Annotated in this window: 11 protein-coding genes and 1 pseudogene; 7 read left to right on the top strand and 5 right to left on the bottom strand. The window is 60.5% G+C overall.

What is annotated here, in order from left to right:
• From A2I95_RS22305 to A2I95_RS22315, 3 genes are all read left to right on the top strand, one after another.
• On the top strand, nt 1-797 hold a 797-nt coding region (locus A2I95_RS22305), incomplete at its 5' end, for an agmatine/peptidylarginine deiminase (protein WP_291733391.1).
• Complete coding sequence (locus A2I95_RS22310) at nt 794-1,855, top strand: agmatine/peptidylarginine deiminase (protein WP_051371871.1); 1,062 nt, start codon at nt 794-796, stop codon at nt 1,853-1,855. The genes A2I95_RS22305 and A2I95_RS22310, both read left to right, overlap by 4 nt.
• A gap of 48 nt (nt 1,856-1,903) precedes the next feature.
• On the top strand, nt 1,904-2,782 hold the full coding sequence (locus tag A2I95_RS22315) for a LuxR family transcriptional regulator (RefSeq protein ID WP_291733395.1): 879 nt from the start codon (nt 1,904-1,906) through the stop codon (nt 2,780-2,782).
• Nucleotides 2,783-2,784: 2 nt separating this feature from the next.
• Here the strand turns inward: A2I95_RS22315 and A2I95_RS22320 are convergent, their stop codons facing one another.
• Genes A2I95_RS22320 through A2I95_RS22330 form a run of 3 tightly spaced genes read right to left on the bottom strand, consistent with a single transcriptional unit; the run spans nt 2,785 to nt 6,511 of the window.
• Nucleotides 2,785-4,461, bottom strand: a complete 1,677-nt coding sequence (locus A2I95_RS22320; protein ID WP_291733397.1) for an amidohydrolase — start codon at nt 4,459-4,461, stop codon at nt 2,785-2,787.
• Nucleotides 4,458-5,258 (bottom strand): carbon-nitrogen hydrolase family protein, encoded by an 801-nt coding sequence (locus tag A2I95_RS22325; RefSeq protein ID WP_291733399.1) that lies wholly within the window; start codon nt 5,256-5,258, stop codon nt 4,458-4,460. Before A2I95_RS22325 ends, A2I95_RS22320 begins: the two co-directional genes overlap by 4 nt.
• Nucleotides 5,255-6,511 (bottom strand): Zn-dependent hydrolase, encoded by a 1,257-nt coding sequence (locus tag A2I95_RS22330; RefSeq protein WP_291733400.1) that lies wholly within the window; start codon nt 6,509-6,511, stop codon nt 5,255-5,257. Before A2I95_RS22330 ends, A2I95_RS22325 begins: the two co-directional genes overlap by 4 nt.
• A gap of 238 nt (nt 6,512-6,749) precedes the next feature.
• Between A2I95_RS22330 and A2I95_RS22335 the strand changes: the two genes are divergently transcribed.
• Entirely contained in the window at nt 6,750-7,208 is a 459-nt protein-coding gene (locus tag A2I95_RS22335; RefSeq protein WP_291733402.1) for an FAD-dependent oxidoreductase, read from the top strand.
• A gap of 880 nt (nt 7,209-8,088) precedes the next feature.
• Here A2I95_RS22335 and A2I95_RS22340 read toward each other — a convergent pair.
• Nucleotides 8,089-9,720: an arylsulfatase gene (locus A2I95_RS22340; RefSeq protein WP_291733404.1), complete on the bottom strand. Its 1,632-nt coding sequence runs from the start codon at nt 9,718-9,720 to the stop codon at nt 8,089-8,091.
• A gap of 20 nt (nt 9,721-9,740) precedes the next feature.
• Nucleotides 9,741-10,577, bottom strand: coding sequence for a TauD/TfdA family dioxygenase (locus A2I95_RS22345; RefSeq protein ID WP_291733406.1), 837 nt, complete (start codon nt 10,575-10,577; stop codon nt 9,741-9,743).
• A gap of 90 nt (nt 10,578-10,667) precedes the next feature.
• On the opposite strand from A2I95_RS22345, the gene A2I95_RS22350 reads away from it, so the two are divergent.
• The 3 genes and pseudogenes from A2I95_RS22350 (at nt 10,668) to A2I95_RS22360 (ending at nt 14,471) form a co-directional block, all read left to right on the top strand.
• Complete coding sequence (locus tag A2I95_RS22350; RefSeq protein WP_291733408.1) at nt 10,668-11,564, top strand: LysR family transcriptional regulator; 897 nt, start codon at nt 10,668-10,670, stop codon at nt 11,562-11,564.
• A gap of 146 nt (nt 11,565-11,710) precedes the next feature.
• Nucleotides 11,711-12,769, top strand: a pseudogene (locus A2I95_RS22355) (IS110 family transposase).
• 319 nt (nt 12,770-13,088) lie between these two features.
• Nucleotides 13,089-14,471 (top strand): IS1182 family transposase, encoded by a 1,383-nt coding sequence (locus A2I95_RS22360; protein WP_291733411.1) that lies wholly within the window; start codon nt 13,089-13,091, stop codon nt 14,469-14,471.
• The last annotated feature ends 436 nt before the right edge of the window (nt 14,472-14,907 follow it).

Consider the following 14,907-nt stretch of genomic DNA (forward strand, 5'->3'; position numbering starts at 1 on the left):
GGTCTGACATAGAAATCCTCACCAGCCCGATTGATGACAGCTGGGCGCGGGATGCCGGGCCCTGCTTTCTGACCAATGGAAAGGGCGGACGGGCCGGCGTGTCTTTTGGTTTCAATGCCTGGGGTGGCAAATACCAGCCGTTTGACGGGGATGATGCTGCGGCTGGCGCGATTTTGAATGCCGCCGATGTACCAATCTTCCACACCGGCCTCATTGCCGAAGGCGGCGGGGTCTCTGTCGATGGCGAGGGCACCATCCTGACCACGGACAGTTGCTTTCCCAATGCCAACCGCAACCCCGGCTGGAGCCGCGACCGTATTGAGCAGGAGCTGAAAGCCATGCTTGGCGGCGACAAGGTGATCTGGCTACCCGGCAATGTGGAGGAAACCGAAACCGACGGCCATGTCGACGGCATCGCAACCTTTGTCGCACCGGGTGTGGCGCTGATCGAAGCGGAAGGCCCCGCGGATCACGACTGGCACAGCATCAATGTGGCCAACATCACGGCGATGGAGGGCCAGACCGATGCAAAGGGCCGCACCATCACGCTGGTACAGATCCCGGACGCCGCCAGCGCGGTCTCGGACGATCCGCGCTTCTGCCGCTCCTACGTCAATTCCTACATCTGCAACGGCGGCGTGGTGATGCCGGAGTACGGGATCCGGGAAGACGGGCTGGTGCGCGAAACCTTTGAAGAGCTCTTCCCCGGCCGCCGCGTATCGCAAGTTCCGATCCCCGCCATCGCCATCGGCGGCGGGGGTATCCATTGTATCACCCAGCAGGAGCCTGCAGCATGACCACGCACTTCTCAACAGACCTGACCGCAGCCCTTGCCAACGGCAAAAGCCCCGGTGAGCTGGGGTTTGTCATGCCCATTGAGACGGCCCCCCACGCGGCCTGCTGGATGGCCTGGCCCTGGGACGGACACGAAGACAACTGGGGCGCGGGCCTTGCTGCCGCGCAGGAGAACTTTATACGTGTCGCGACCGCCATTTCCTGTTTCGAGCCGGTCCGGATCGTTACGCATCCAGACCATGCAGCCCATGCCCGCAGCCTGTTGCCGCTCCAGGTCGATGTGGTGCCGCTGGCCCAGAACGATCACTGGTTCCGCGATACCGGCCCGCTGTTCGTAAAAGACGGCAAGGGGCAGACCATCGGCTCCAGCCTGATCTTCAACTGCTGGGGAGAGAAATTCCCGGACTATGAATTTGACGCAAGCATCGGCGCGGCCTTGGTACGGCGCCTTGGCCTGCCTCTGTTCCAGTCTCCGCTCACTGGCGAAGGCGGCGGCTTGCATACCGACGGCCGCGGCACGGTCATCACGACGGAGACTTGCTTCCTGAACTCCAACCGCAACCCTGGCATGACCAAGGCGGATGTGGAGCGCGAGCTGTTCCATGCCATCGGCGCCCGCAAAGTCATCTGGCTGCCGGGCGATCAGGAGGAATGTATCACCGATGGCCACATCGACGGCATACTGACCTTCACCGAACCGGGCAAGCTGCTGTTCGAGCGCAATCCAGACCCGGCAAACCCGCGTCACAAGGTCTGCAAAGAGAACCTGAAGGCCCTGCGCGGGCAGACCGATGCCGATGGCCGCGAGATCGAGATCGGACTGATCGACGAGGCCTATTTGGTCGAACCGGAAACCGACACCACGGCGCTGTCTTATGTAAATGCCTATATCGCCAACGGCGGCGTGGTGATTCCGTCGTTCGATACGCCCACCGACGCGGCAGCGCGGGACATCTTTGCCAAGGCCTTCCCCGGCCGTGAAATCCTGCAGGTGGACCTGCGGGGGATCTGCCATGCCGGCGGCGGCATTCACTGCATGACACAGCAGCAGCCGGCCTGAACACGGACCGCGGCCAGGGATTTTTTACTATGATAACCGGAGATCACAATGTTTGACGCAGCGAATATGCAAAACACCAGCGGAACCGGAACCTCAGAAAGCTTGGGTGGCCTTGCCCGGGCCATTGAGCTCGTTGGGCAAGAAGGTTTCCTGGCCGCACTCGCAGACCTGTGCCAATCGGCATCAGGCTATGACAGCACCTTTATCGCGGCCTTCTTCCCGGATCACCCGCCGGTGGAGCTGTTCGACAATCTGTCTGATGAATACAGCGCCGCGACGATCAAGCCTTACCTGGATTTTGCCTACTTCCTCGACCCTTTTTACAATCTTTTTCAACAGGGGATCGGGGACCGGGTGATCACATTGGCTGAATGCGCGCCGGATGATTTCATGGCGTCCGAGTATTTTCAGACTTTTTACGCAGGCACTGGCTTGTTTGACGAAACCAGCGTGTTCGTCGCCTTCGAGAACGGCGCCGCCGTGGTGATCTCGCTGGGCAGCCGGGAAGAAGGCTTCCAGCTTGGCGCGGATCAAAGGGCTGCTCTTTTTGCGCTGCTGCCCTGCATCGGGGCGCTGTGCCGCCGCCATTGGCCTGCGCTGGACCCCAATTCGCTGGCCGGCAGCGGCCGCATGGGGCTGCATCTGAAAAAATCCTTCGACCGTTTTGCCAGCTCGGTTCTGAGCGGGCGCGAAGCCGAGATTGTGCAGCTGATCCTAAAGGGGCATTCCTCAAAGTCCATTGCCCGCGAACTGGGCAACAGCCCGGAAACGGTCAAGGTCCACCGCAAGCGCATTCACAACAAGCTGGGCATCACCTCGCAGGGAGAGCTTTTCTCGCTGTTCCTCGAGGCTTTGACCCGCGCCCCAGCCAATGCGACCGGCGACCCGCTCACCTACCTCGACAGGCCGGTGAGCGGGCAGCTTTAGGTTCATTCTGCGAACAGTCCTGCATCATCAAAAACCGCCTCGCCTTGCAGCAGGGTCGCGCCTATGGAAACGCCGCTGATGCTCTCCAGCGGGATTTCCAGGATATTCTCGCTCAATATCACGAGATCCGCGAATTTCCCCGCCTCAATGGACCCGGTCCGGTCCGCGTGGCGCAGGGCAATTGCCGGGTTGATGGTCATCACCTCGATGGCCGTGGCGACATCGGGAAACCCGTTGCGCTCCCGGCTGACTGCAGTTTCGATTTTGATCAGCGGATTCAGCTCATCCGCATCCCAATCGCTGGAGAGTGTCACAGTCGTCCCTGCCTCCAGCAGCGCCCCGGCGGGCAGCAGCAGATCCGTGCGGTCGCCAATGTACTCCGCCATGAGGGCCTCGTATTCCTTGCTGACGGCGCTTGGCGCCAGCTGCAAGTCGGCAATGGCGCCAAGCTCGGCAAACCGCGGGTAGTCCGCGGGATCGGCAAGATAGAGATGGGTCAATCGGTGCGGCCCGGCCTCCGGCGCGGCCAGGGCAATTGCGTCCAGCGCCAGACGGGCACCATGGTCGCCAGTCACATGGAAGTGCAGCTGGAAGCCCGCCGCCGACAATTCCTGTGCGGCCCGCATCAATGCTTCCTTTTCAAAATACAGATAGCCGTATTCCTCGCCCTCTGGCAGATCCAGACCTCTCTCATAGGGCGTCAGCAAGGCGCCAGTTGCCTGGCTCAGAATGCCATCGACATAAATCTTGGCGACGTTGAAGCGGACCAGCCGGTCAGTGTCGTTGTGGTAGAGGGCTTTGAGTTCGGAAAGCTGCTCCTCCAACGGGCGGTCAGGGTAGATGTAGAAGGCGTTCGAAGCCCGAAGGGTCAGTTCGCCGGCTTCCTCCGCCCGGTCCCAGACCTCGTGATGACCCTGGGGCCAATAGCCTCCCGCATCGCTGACCGAGGTGATCCCGTTGGCATTCAGCTCCACTGCCGCGTTCAGCAGGCTGTCATAGGCGAATTCCAGGTTGTCCTGGGTTGGCGGAAAGGCGAATGTTCTCAGGTTATGCGGAGCATTTTCCAGCACCACTCCGTTGGGTCGGCCTCCAGGCCCGCGCAGGATGATATTGCCATTGGCAGCATCCTCGGCCTTGTCATATCCCGCCGCCTGCAGCGCCGAAGAATTGGCCCAGGCCCCATGGCCGATGTCATCCAGGATCATCACCGGGCGGCCCGGTGAGAGTTCGTCAAGCACTTCCACCGGATTGGGATGCAGCTCCAGCAGATTGACCATGTTCACCCCTGCGCCCAGCACCCAAGCGCCGGTCTCACCGTTCCCGGCGCAATCCCGCACCGTGGCCTTGTAGCCCGCAAGGGTATCGAAGGGTTCAAACGGGCAAAGAACCGCGTTCACCCCGGCCTCCACCGCGTGCAGGTGGATGTCCTGAAACCCCGGCAGCACCATCCGCCCGCCCAGGTCCACGATTTCGGCCCCTTCGCCCGCGGCGGCCAGCACCTCGGTCTCGCGGCCGACGGCGGCAATTTTGCCGTCTTCGTCTATGGAAAGTGCCTCAGCCCAGCTGCGCGCTTCGTCAACTGTGTAGATTGCTCCATTGGTCAGCACCAGCGTTTCCGCCCATGCCGCACTGGCTGCCAATCCGGCCCAACCCGCCGCAACAGCGCAGAGAGTTTTCATAACACACCTTCCTTTTCTTTCATCTTGTCAAGTATATACCGGGGATAGGCGACTTTGGCTTCCCGCGCTGCACTGACGCTGATAGAGACCGTCGCATATGGCCGCTCCTTGCTGGTGACCGCCAGAAGCCCGCCATCCGGGTCTGCCGCCACCGACAGGCCTTCAAAGTCAAAACCCGCAGCACCCGAGTAGGCGAAATTAGACGACAGGACATAGCATCCGGTTCGCACAGCCAATGCACGAGCTCCCGCTACCCAAACATCGCTGCCAAGATCCGGCGTCGCGCGCGGGACAAGAAGCACATCGGCTCCCGCGCGCGATAGGCGGCCGGCATGTGTCCAGTCCCACAGCTCGGTGCAGATGGCGAAACCGATCCGCACCCCGTTCCAGTCAAACGGCACCGCTTGCTGCTCGCCCGCATCATACCAGCGGCTCTCCCAATAGCCTTCCTCCTCTGGCAGTGCCGCTTTCTCATGCGACCCCGCGGCTATCCGGCCATCTTGCCACAGGAAGGCACGGTTTACTGGCCGGTCGTCCGGATTCAGAACAGGCCGTGACCCTGCCAATGCCGTTCCCACCCGCGATCCAAGTTCATCCAGGCCGCTTTCGTGGTCGCGGACGGACTGCTCCCACAGCGCGGCGTCGCGTTCCGGGCAAGCTGCCAGCCAGGGGCTCAGCGGCATTTCCGGCAACAGCACCAGATCGCTCTGCTCCGCCGCCGCATGGGCCGCCAGTGCCGCAACCTGCCCTGCCCTGGCTTCTGGCCTCGGGTCCCAATCCGCAATGGTGACCCTCACGCCGTCGCTCCCGCCACCACCTCGGCGCCCGCCATCTGCAGTGCGACATCCAGCAGCACATTCGCACCGGCCTGAACATGCTCCGGCGCCGTGTATTCCCGCTCATTGTGGCTGATGCCATCGCGGCAGGGCACGAAAACCATCGTTGCAGGCACCACCTTGGCAAGATGGAACGCATCGTGCCCGGCACCGGACGCCATGTCCCGGGCGGCATAGCCCCGCGCGGTGGCGCTGGCCCGCACCGCACCTGTCAGTTGTGCGTCGAAGGCCACCACTGGCGAGTGCCAAGTCTGCTCCAGGCTGATGTCCAAGCCTTCGGCTGTCTTGTTCAATCCTGCAATCTCCTCGGTGAGCGTGTCATGCATCCGCTCCAGGGCAGCTTCATCGGGGTGACGCAGATCGACCGACAATCGGACTTGCCCCGGCATCACGTTGATGGAGCCGGGCCGCGTTTCGATCACCCCGATGGTCGCGCGTGCGTCCAGATCCGCCAGGCCAATGCGGTAAACCAGCTGTGTTACCGCCGCCAGATGCCGGACCGGATCGCGCCGCGTTGCCATCGGCATCGGCCCTGCGTGGGTCTCTTCGCCGCTCAAGGTCAGGGTGTACCAGCGGATCGCCTGCCCGCCGGTTACAACCCCGATGGCCTTATCCTCCTGCTCAAGAATTGGACCCTGCTCAATGTGCAGTTCCAGATAGCTGCCGATTGCGCGGCTGCCCGGCTCAATACCCTTATCATAGCCATATTTTCCGAGTTCCTGCGCAACCGGGATGCCGGATGCGTCGGTCACCGCCAGTGTCTCAGCAAGTGAATGAACGCCGCAATGAACGCCCGAACCCATCATTGCGGGCTGAAACCGGGCGCCCTCCTCGTTGGTCCACACGGCGATCTCCACCGGCGCTTCTGTTGCAATTGCAAAGTCTTCAAGCGTTTCCAGCACCTCCAGTCCGGCCAGCACCCCCAGCACGCCGTCGAACCGGCCGCCGTTGGGCTGCGTATCGAGATGGCTGCCGATGACCACTGGAGGCACCGCCGGGTTCCGGCCGGCCCGGCGCACGAACAGATTGCCGATCTTGTCGAAAACCGCTGCGAAGCCACGGTTCCCGCACCATGCCACAAACAGCTCGCGGCCGTCCTCGTCATCCTGGCTGAGCGCCAGCCGGTGCGAGCCGCCGTTCGCTGATGCTCCGATTTCGGCCATATCCTTCAAACGGGACCAAAGCCGCGGTCCATTCACCGAATAACCTGTCATCGAACGCTCCTGCAAAATTCCGGAAATACCCGCATGATCCCTGCGCCGGCTGCATCCCGGTAGTCCCCCTTCGGTGGGACTGGCAGGCCGTCAGGCAGGGCTCCTAGGGTTTTCCAGCAATTGACTTCCGTTCAGGAGGCAGCAGCAGCGCCCGGTTTTTGCATCGCATCCGGCATCGCCGTGCTGCTGGCCTTACTATTCGCAGGCCGCTTCGGTCTGACAGCAAAAGGCAAGTTTCATGACAGAGATCGTAGTCGTTGGCGGTGGCGCAGGCGGGCTGGAACTGGCCATCAGGCTTGCCCGGAAACTGCGCCGGAGCAAAGAGGTCCGGGTGACTCTGGTTGACCGCGAGATGACCCACGTCTGGAAACCGCTTTACCACGAAGTGGCCGCTGGTACGCGGAGGCACTCCGGTGACGAAATCAGTTATCTGTCGCTCGCTGATATGCATGGTTTCCGGTTCAGGACGGGCGAATTGCTGCGGCTCGATCGCCAAGCAAGGACCATCTCGATTTCCGGCCGCAACGGCGTGACCGGCAGAACCATCCTTGAGCGCACGCAGCATTACGACCACCTTGTTCTGGCACTGGGAAGCGAGCCGCGCACGTTCGGCATTCCAGGCGTGGCAGAGAACAGCTATTTCCTGGACACGCTTCAGCATCCTGGACATGCAGGGCAATTTGATCGCCATGCCTAAAAAAGCAAAACCCGCCGAAGAGGCGGGCATTGGCGATGCGGAAAGTTCGCTAAAGTTGGTTGCGGGAGCAGGCAACCGCCGTTTCCTACCGCAGTTGGTTACCGCTGTATGAACGGCACAAATGGTGCAGGTTTTTCGGACGCCACGCGCGACGTTTGAGTGATGCGCGGCCTTGCCTGGCGTCGGAGAAGCGCGCAAGCGGGAAATCGCGGTGCTGGAATTGGGCAGGCCAGCTGGCTCTATGGGGGTTTGAAGCGGTTGATTGCCTTGGTTCTTGTTCTGCAGGTTGGGCCAACTGCGCTCGTCGCAGGCAGCTTCTGCATGGATGCTGCGAGCTTTGATGAGCATGCGCCGCACCTCGCGGGGGATTTTTCGAATCCGGCTGCCCCAAAGCCATGATCCCCGCCAATTCCCCAACAAGTTCAAGCTGATGGCCGCCGGGCGCATCAGCGTCCGGAACCATCCGAACCTCCGAAATCAAAGCCCGCAGCGACGAAGTGGCCTCCCGCCGCACCTGTGGCGCGTTCAGGGCGCCAGCCAGGTCCTCGATCAGCTCCCGGTACCGGGACGACAGGATCGGATGCAGCCTCAGGGCAGGGGCTCCAGGTTGTCAGCGATGACCGCCTCCAGAGGGAAAACCTCTGCCCGGGAAGCGGCAGCATGTGCCGCCGTCAAAGTGGCGTGCTGAAGAGCGCCTTCGCTCGCTCGTGCGGCGGGCTTTCTGCTGCGTTGAAGCTCACGTCGCCGAAGCGGCCATTGAACCCCGTCATGAGATGCCGAATCCATACCGCCCTTTCGCTGCGCGCTGCCGGAACCAGAAGGGAGCGGGACAAACCTTTCTTTTGCTAGGGGCGCCGCAGTAGCCGCTTAGCCATCAGTTTCAGCCATTTGCGGTTTCCATCTTCCATGCCGCCAGCAGTTTCGGCAGCGCTTCGGCCCAGTCCAGCACGCCGACGGCTTGCGCCCAGGCCTGGTACTGGCGGATCAGATCCTTCTCAAAGGCGGGGTTACGGCCTGCAAGGTCGGTTAGCTCGGTGCGGTCCGCCTCAATGTCGTATAGCTCCCAGGGGTAACCATGCAGTCGAACCAGCTTGAACTGGCCCAGCCGGATCGCGGCGTTGCCCTCGTGTTCCCAGAAGATCGGCTGCTCGCGTTTCCAGTCCTTGCCCTGAAAGAGGGCCATCAGCGATTCCCCCTGCAGCGGCTGAATTTCATGACCGCCCACCTCGGTCTGGTAGCCGGCGCCGGCGGCTTCCAGGATGGTCGGCAGGATATCGACCACATGGCAGGCCGCATGGGCATTGCCGCGCGGTTTGAACCCCTTTGGCCAATGGGCGACCAGAGGGGTCGAGATGCCGCCCTCATGCACATAATGCTTGTAAAGGCGGAACGGCGCATTGGAGACATTGGCCCAGGGCTTGTCATAGCTCTGGAAGGTCTGGGCATCGCCCGGGCGCAGGCCGGTCACATTGCCCATAGTGATCTGCTTTCCGTCGTGTGTTTTGTCCGGGTAGAACTTCGCCCAGCCGTCCTCGGCCATGAACTCGGCGCAGCCGCCGTTGTCGCTGAGGAAGAAGATCAGCGTGTTGTCGAACTGCCCGAGCCGTTTCAGGGCTGTGATCAAAGTACCAATCGACTGGTCCATGCGGTCCACCATCGCTGCATAGGTGGCCATCTTGCTGGCCTCCCAGTCCCGGTTCTTTTCCTGCTCCCAGCCATGCACGGTGCCGTCGCGCGGGGAGATGTCCCAGCTCCGCTGAAATACGCCCTGGTCGTTCATCGTTTCGTGGCGCGCGGTGCGGATATGGTCCCAGCCCTTGGCATAGACGCCATTGTATTTTTCGATGTCCTCGGGATGGGCATGCAGCGGCCAGTGCGGTGCGGTGTGGGCGAGGTAGAGGAAGAAGGGCTTTTCCTCTGCCACCGCGCCTTCGATCATGCCGATGGCCTTATGGGTGATGGCATCGGTGAAGTAGAAATCATCCGGAAAGGTTTCGACGCGGCTGTCATCTTCCAGCATGTAATGCGGCGAAAAGAAATGCGTGGCCCCGTCCATGATACCGTAGAACCGGTCAAAGCCGCGTTGGCGCGGGGTCGGGTGCTCGACGTCGCCGACCCGCCAACTGTCCACGCTGCGCGGCTCGAAATCACCGGCTACATGCCATTTCCCGGACATCAGCGTGGCATAGCCGTTGGCGCACAGATGCTCGGCGATTGTGGCGCTGTCGTTGCGCAGGAACCCCTGGTAGGCAGGGGCGCCCAGATTGGCGCCCATATGGCCGACACCGGCGTTATGAGGATACAGGCCGGTGAGGAGCGAGGCGCGCGTGGGGCAGCAGCGGGCACAATTGTACATCGCAGACAGCATCACACCGCCCCGCGCGAGGGCGTCGATGTTGGGAGTCTGGATTTCCGAACCGGTGCAGCCGAGATCGGCAAATCCCATGTCGTCCGCGAGGATCAGGATAACATTGGGGCGGCTGGTTTCTGCCTGAGGGTTGTTGTTAGTCATACCGGTGCTTTCACTATGGGTCAGGCTGCGGGGGTGGTCGCAAGTGGGCCGCCCTCGACAGTGACGCGGTGCATCAGGCGTCGGAAGCCGTGATAGTCGTTGATCGCTTTGTGCCAGGTGGCGCGGTTGTCCCACATGGTGATGTCACCGGCCCGCCAGCGTACCCGGCATTGAAACTCCGGCTGCTGGCAATGGGCATAGAGCATGGCCAGAAGCGCCGAGGATTCTTCCGGGTTCAGTCCTTCAATGCGGGTGGTGAAGACCGGGTTCACAAAAAGGCCGCGCCGTCCGCTCAAGGGATGGGTGAGGACAACCGGATGCCGGGCGTCCTGTGTAGCTGCCTCTGCATTGCCCAGACGGCCGGATTTCGCCGCCTCGCTGTCCATCGCGGCGGCGCCGAACACATGGCGCGAGGAATGTACGGCCGTCAAACGGTCGAGAAACCGGCGCATCGGCTCTGAGAGCGCCTCATAGGCAGCGCCCATGGAGACAAACAGCGTGTCGCCGCCATAGGACGGCATCTCAATGGCGTGCAAAACCGAGCCCATCGCCGGCTCCTGGTCATAGGAGTGATCGGTATGCCATCCCTCACCAACGGCCTCCGTCTGGTCCTTCTCCTTCAGCACCATGGCGATTTCCGGGTGCCCCTCAACGGGCTTGAAAAACCGGTTCACGTTGACCGGACCAAAACGGCGGGCAAATGCCAGGTGATCCCCTGGCCTGACGTTCTGGCCCCGCAGCACAATCACCGAGTATTTGGCAAAGGCGCGCTGGATGGCATCAAAGTCTGCGCCGCGGCGGATATCCGCCCCAAGGATTTCCGCACCCAGTCCACCCGTCAGCGGCAAAATTTCCATGTCAGCCTCCAATCTGTCCTGAAGGCAGCATAGGGATTGCCTCAAAGTCGGAAAAACTGATTTAATCTTCATCAAAGATGGATATTTCCGATGCTTCGCTTCACCCTTCGCCAACTCACCTATCTGTCGGAAACCGCGCGGCAGGGCGGCATTGCCCAGGCGGCGCGGCAACTGAATGTCTCCGCCGCGGCTATCGCCTCGGCACTGGACAAGCTGGAGGCCGCCACCGGCCTGACCCTGTTCGACCGGTTTCCGGCACAAGGCATGCGGCTGACCCGCGCTGGCGAGACGTTTGCCACCCAGGCCGAGGCCTTGCTGGCGCAGGCCGACGCTCTGGACAGGCAGGCCGCGGATCTCGTATCAGGCGGCGCTGGCAGGATCCACATCGGCACCCATCACGCACTGGCACAGCGGATCGTCCTGCCTGCAGTGCTTGCCTTCCGCGAAAGCCATCCCGGCGTCCGTATCGAAGTAAAGGAAGCCGACTATCCAGCATTGGTAGATTCGCTGGATGCTGGCGAAGTGGATGCGCTGGTGGTTTTTGACCAGGGGGAAGACTCCCGCCGGCATGAGTCTGAAATCCTTTTGGAGCTGCCACCCCTGGTTCTGTTGTCAGCGTCACACGCCCTGGCGGTGAAAAGCCGGATCAGCCTGTCCGAACTGACCGGTCTGCCTTACGTTGCGGTTTCACCCGCTGGCCCCGGCCCCAGTTACTTGCAACTGCTGCAGGCCGCGGGCGTCCACCCCGAAGTGCCGTTCCAGTCCCAATCGCGCGAGCTGGTTCAGGCTTACGTCGGCAAGGGGTTCGGGTTCACGCTTGCGGGCTTCCCGCCCAAGCAGGACCGCACTATTGAAGGCGACACCATCGTTGCGCGGCCGCTCAAGGAAAACATTGGGCACTACAGGGTGGTGATTGCTCGCTCGCGCCAAGTAGTGCAGACAGGGCTGATTGACCGGTTTCTAGAGATGTGCAGGTTGTCGAGCTAGACCTCCGGCACCACAGGTGTCCAAGGATCCGTAATTCTGTAGTGCCGTCGTTCGTCTATTTTGCAGCATCTGTTACTAATGGGATGTACCGGCTGCTTCACCCAGCAGGTTAGGATTTGCCTATTTCTGCAAACTGGAGAAGTAGCATGGCGAATAAGGGCTTTGATGAGCTGCAGTCGATTGACATCGATATTGGCAAAGACGTCTTCCACTTGGTTGGCTTTGATTATGATGGCCGGCTTGTGTTGCGCAAAAAAATCAAACGGATGGCGTTGATGCCGACATTTGAAAAGCTGCCACGCTGTGTTGTCGGGATGGAGGCCTGCCTGAGTGCGCACATTGTCAGCCGGAGCCTGCGCGGCCTGGGGTTTGAGCCCCGGATCATTCCGGAAATTTATGTGAAGCCCTTCAAAAAGGGGCAAAAGAACGATTACAACGACGAAGAAGCGATTGCAGAAGCCGCGCTGCGTCCCAATCTCTAGACGGTCTCAGAGAAGACACAGGATCAGCTCGACTTACAGGCCTTGCATCGTGTCCGGGCGCGTCTTGTGTCGCGGCGAACCGCAGCAATCAATCAGATCCGCGCCTTTTTGATTGAACAGGGCATCACGGTTCGACCGAGCGTGGCCGCTCTGCGCACTTCGCTTCCGGCCATATTGGAAAACCGCAGCGACGAGATATCACTGCGCATGCGCAAGCTGATCATCGGCCTCCAGCACGATTGGATATGGCTAGACGAGCGGATCAAAATGACACCGTTAGAAATTAAGACAGTCAGCGAAACAGAAGCAAGCTGCCAGCGCTTAATGACCATTCCAGGCATCGGCCTGCTCATCTCGACGGCAATGGTCGCAGCCATCGGGAAAGGCGAAGCTTTTAACCGAGGGCGTGATTTTGCAGCTTGGCTTGGTTTGGTGCCACGGCAGCACAGCACGGGCGGGCGTACGGTTGTCGGACGGATTACAAAACGCGGCAGCCGATATTTGCGGATGCTCTTTGTGCAAGTCGCCCAAGTCATCATGATGCGGCCAAAGAACTGGCCACAGTTCAGCTTCGGGGCCTGGCTGGAGGAAGCCTCGGCGGGCATGCCGCACAACAAACTCGGAGTTGCACTGGCGAATAAGCTGGCCCGTATTGCCTGGAGCGTCCTTAGCTCCGGCAATGAATTTGATTGGAAGGAAAAAGAGACAGCGGCTGCGATCTAAACAGGCCACAGCCGCAACGATGTTCGTAAACCTCAACTGCATGGAACGGAATGAAGACGCACCCAAAGTCTGAGAGCCCATTTGGTCGTAACTGATCTGGTCGCTAATGAGACAGAGGCGCGTGCGTACTCCCAACAGGGCCACGACCCGCGTGTCGATCAACAGGCCGGATACATATCAGCGACTTCCTGAGAACGTGCGATTGAACACTTGCGAACAGCAGCCGGTACATACATTGGGCTGATGTTGTTGAAAAACTCCTACTTGATTGGCGATTAAGTGGCTGATTCAATATCCGCATTGAGCGGGAGTGTTGGCGATGATGGGACCGAGGCGGGAGGCGCAGGCCGAACTTATTTACGAGTTCTCGCTGGAGGAGCATGTCCCGCAAGATCATCTGCTGCGACCGATTGATCGGCATCTCGATCTGAGCGGCATCCGGGGGCATCTGGCGGGTTTGTATAGCCACACGGGCCGACCATCGGTCGATCCTGAACTGATGATCCGCATGCTTGTGGTGGGATACTGCTTTGGCATCCGATCCGAGCGGCGGCTTTGCGACGAGGTTCATCTGAACCTGGCCTATCGCTGGTTTTGCCGCCTTGATCTGACTGACCGCATCCCGGATCACTCGACATTCTCCAAGAACAGGCACGGTCGCTTCCGCGAAAGTGATCTGCTGCGTCATGTTTTTGAGACGACTGTTGAAAGATGCGTGTCGGAAGGGCTTGTCGGTGGCCAGGGGTTCGCCGTGGATGCCAGCCTGATTGTTGCGGATGTTCAGAAGCAGAACTCCAGCAATCCCGAAGAATGGGTGGCCAGGGAGATCGATCCCAATGATATATCATGGGCGGCGCGCGAGTATCTCGACACTCTCGATGACGCAGCATTCGGTGCGGCCAGTGAGACAACACCCAAGTACACGGCACATGCCGATCCCGCCAGCCAATGGACCGCCGCTCGCAAAGGACCTGCATTCTTTGCCTATTCAGACAATTACCTGATCGACACGGATCATGGGATCATTCTTGACGTGGATGCCAGCCGCTCGATCCGGCAGGCAGAGGTAGGCGCCATGCGCAAGATGATCGACCGGACGGAAGAGCGCTTTGGCCTGAAGCCTGATTGGGTCGCAGCGGACACCGCCTATGGCTCATCTGATAGTCTGGTTTGGCTGACGCTCAAGCGGAAGATACTCCCGTTCATTCCGGTCTTGGATCATTCAAAGCGCAAGGATGGCACCTGGTCGCGATCCGACTTCACATGGGACGAAGAAAATGACCGCTACATCTGCCCGGAAGGTAAAGAACTGCGCCACACCCGGCGAAATTATTCTGATCCCAGAAGACACAAACCCAAGCCCGGTCGCCGACAGTATCGCAGCTCAAAACTCGACTGCCAGACCTGCCTATCGATGCAAAAATGCTGCCCCAACACTGCAACGCGCAGCATTAATCGAGAAGAATATGAGATCGTGAGAGACTTCGCCCGGCTCTGCACGGCCTCCGACTACAACCCGACTGCCCAAAGGCGGCTTAAGAAGGTCGAAATGCTCTTCGCACACCTCAAACGCATCCTCGGGCTGGGGCGGCTCCGACTACGAGGCCCATGTGGCGTCCAAGGCGAGTTCACCCTCGCAGCCACCGCCCAGAACCTCAGGAAACTGGCCAAACTGAAGCCAATAGTGCCTGCCGCCGCGTAGAAGAGCGGTACAGCCACAGGTTGCTCCAAGAAATTAGGTCCATAACCTCGGGTATGCCGCCAAAAACAACGATTTTTTCAACGACATCGGCTCGAAGCCCGATTTCGCCGCTTGTAACGCAAAAGTCCGGCCCTACGATGCGAACGACAGCACATCGAACAAGACAGTGAAAGATCAGAGGCTTGACCTATTCTGCCGATGACTGGTTCCGTTCCATCTGCGCCAAGGTGCCTGCTGCATTAGCATTCGGCGGCTGAGAGCCCTATTTTCCGAATGCCGCACTAAGCATGAACGGGTGCTTTGTGCGCAAGCACTAAATCGCTCCGCGATAGGGGCTCTGTGTGGCCGGTGTTGGACTGAAGCGGGATTTGTTTCGCGGTTTTCGATGTCGGGTGTGTGCTGTTGGCCGAGGTGATTTTGCCTCGGTTGACAGGGG

The sequence above is a fragment of the Leisingera sp. F5 genome, assembly GCF_001593695.1.